Raw genomic sequence first — 2,607 nt, 5'->3', positions numbered from 1 at the left:
AGAAAAAAGATATTCACTTCCGCATTCTGATAAATCCCAAGCCACGCCATTGGTGCAAACGGCTGTTATAGGCAGTACTTTTACCAGTAATCTTTTGTTATCAAGTACATTGGTAACATTATGCTCAATACCATAAATACCAATCCAAAAAATCTGTCTGCAAATAAATCTACATTTCCAGTATAAAATAATTCGCGTTTCGGAATTTTTGGGTCTCTATGTTTTCTTTTCCAAAATGGAATTAACAATATTCTGTAGAGTAGAAGAGAATATAATGGGCAAAACCAAATAAGTGCAAAATTTGGTTTTCCACTTTCGTTTGTTTTTAACCTAATAGTCGCCAAAATTGCACAAACTATGCAGATACCTAAAATTATTAAGAATGATTTTTTTTCTCGCAAAACTTTTCTGCTGATAATAAAAATTCCTGGAATTAATATTAAGCCAATAAACGAAAGTTCTTCAATCATTTTTTTAAATATGTTTTTTAACGCGATGCCCAAGTATTGCCTATAACGTTCTGTCGCTTGCGCCAGTGGCGGTTTTCGACACTGCCGATAACAAATATACCGAAAAGTTAGAAAGAAAAAATGTGATTGAAGAAAAAAAGATAATCACTTCCGTATTCTGATAAATCCCGAGCCACGCCATTGGTGCAAACGGCTGTTACCAGCAGTTTTTTTTATTTTTCTGTTTTTCTCCATTTCCCGTTTTTAAACTCAAAAAATGTTTTAAACGGTCCAGTACAGTAACCAACTTCTCCATATTCAACGATTGCAAAGTCATATTGTTTATTAAAAATTGGTTTTATGAGATAGTTTAAGTTTCTACAAGTTTTTGTATAAAAATTAATGTCTTTATTCAGAATTCTTAAGGAATCTCTTTTGATTATTTTAATGTTACTTCTTTTTAAAATCTTTGTATTTAAAACAAATTTTTTAGAGAGATTATTCAAGCTATCAAGTTCTTTTTTATCTTTTAAGGCGAGTTTTTTGATATAAAACTCCCCAGAGTTAAAATATGGATTTTCAATAGAATCAATTTCAATCATACTTTCTTCAGGGATTTCTAATATGCATTCACAATTTCCTTCAGAAATTAGTTGTTCGATAAGTTCATTAGCTTTTTGATTATATTCTGCTTTTGGCTTTTCAATTTCTGATTTACAAGAAAAAAGCAGAAAAGTTATTACTGCAAAAAGGATTAAATTTCTATTATTCATAGGAGTTTTGGTAAAATTGCTGGTAACGTTCCGCGGCTTCAAGAAGTGGCGATGAACCAAGACCAAGCCTTCGCAAATATAACCAAAACTTTAAATTAATAACCTTTCCGATTTCAAATAAATCCCGAGCCTCGCCATTTCTTGAAACCGCTGTTACCAGCAGTATTTATTTGAATTTCTCTTTTACTTTAAATAAATAAGAAAGCTGATTTCCCTCACTTTTTAATTCAGACTCCATTAATGAAATCTTGTTTTCTTTGAACTTAAATAATATATCTGAAAGTTTTCTCAATCTAAATTTAGCTACATTCTCTATTAATTCTGCACCTGTCTGAATACTTGTTTGGAAGACACTGTTACTCGTTTTGAGTTTATGAATCTTAATAGCTTGTTCATATTTATATTTTAAATATCTATATTCTTCTTCAATCTCATTTATGCTTTTGTTGGATTTCGAAATACTTGTAATCCAATTTCTTAATCCCCAAATAGAATTATAAGTTTCAGGGTCATTTTTAAAATCAAATATTTGTTCCCAAGCTAAATTTTCTACTTTGACAATTGGAAAATCTTCTAAAATGAGATTATATGTTTCTGTTTTTACATTTGTAATATTGTCAATTTCGTAAATAGATGAACTAGATGGTATTACTGTAAATTTAGATTGATCATATGAAGTTGATAGAATTCTTGTTTTCAAATCATGACATAAATTACACAAGTCAAAAAAGCCGGCCATAGTTAATGTCTTTTCGTCGCTCATTTTGGATTGAATTATTGGTGTTATTTTTTTATGAATAGCACCATATTCATTTTCGTTCGCCAATTGCTTATAATCAAAGATTACCTTGCCTTCCTCGGCTAAATATTCTAGATTTTGATTTCGAAACTCTAAATCATCTGTTTTAGTTTTTTTATAATAAGCATCCCAACTTCCAAAATTTTCCTTAATGTTTTCATTCATAGCAATTAAACCTTGATAGATAATGAAGTCATTTAAAGATATAAGACCTTTTTTTTCTAAGATTGAGCGTTGCCCATCAAAAAGCTGTTGTTCAATCACTTCTTTCCACTCAGATAATCCTACAATGAAAATTTTATCAAAAAATAATAGTTCTCGCTTTATATCATCTAAGCCATTAAGTGTATTTATATTTCTTAGTCCAATTAGTTCATTCATGCTTAGTGTGGTTAAAATATTGCTGGTAACGTTCCCAGGCTTTGCGCTGTTGCGCATTTTCAAGACTTGCGTTAACAAATATACCTAAACTTTGAAAGATAATACGTCAATAGAAAGAAAAAAGATATTCACTACACTTTCCAAATAAAACCCAAGCCTAGCAATAGCGCAAAACCTGTGTTAGCGAATAGGCATTATATCTAGT

General features: G+C 30.1%; 3 protein-coding genes. All 3 read right to left on the bottom strand.

The features are described from left to right. Positions 1-80: 80 nt before the first annotated feature. The 3 genes from ACODSI_RS14950 to ACODSI_RS14940 all read right to left on the bottom strand — a co-directional run bounded on the left by ACODSI_RS14950 (position 81) and on the right by ACODSI_RS14940 (position 2,402). Positions 81-470 carry a hypothetical protein gene (locus ACODSI_RS14950; RefSeq protein ID WP_488917658.1) on the bottom strand — a complete coding sequence of 130 codons (390 nt, stop codon included), beginning with the start codon at positions 468-470 and terminating at the stop codon, positions 81-83. Between the two features lie 212 nt (positions 471-682). Beyond that, positions 683-1,222, bottom strand: a complete 540-nt coding sequence (locus ACODSI_RS14945; protein ID WP_488917657.1) for a hypothetical protein — start codon at positions 1,220-1,222, stop codon at positions 683-685. A 166-nt stretch (positions 1,223-1,388) separates the two neighbouring features. Next, the gene (locus ACODSI_RS14940) at positions 1,389-2,402 is read right to left on the bottom strand and encodes a hypothetical protein (protein ID WP_488917656.1); all 1,014 of its coding nucleotides are present in this window, start codon (positions 2,400-2,402) and stop codon (positions 1,389-1,391) included. Between the last annotated feature and the right edge of the window lie 205 nt (positions 2,403-2,607).

Source organism: Flavobacterium sp. FG139, from assembly GCF_057809695.1.
This window is presented reverse-complemented; position numbering and strand designations above follow the sequence as displayed.

Excerpts from the sequence above, each read along its gene's own strand:
- ACODSI_RS14950 (WP_488917658.1), bottom strand. The coding sequence starts at position 470 with ATGATTGAAGAACTTTCGTTTATTGGCTTAATATTAATTCCAGGAATT.
- ACODSI_RS14940 (WP_488917656.1), bottom strand. The coding sequence starts at position 2,402 with ATGAATGAACTAATTGGACTAAGAAATATAAATACACTTAATGGCTTA.
- ACODSI_RS14945 (WP_488917657.1), bottom strand. The coding sequence starts at position 1,222 with ATGAATAATAGAAATTTAATCCTTTTTGCAGTAATAACTTTTCTGCTT.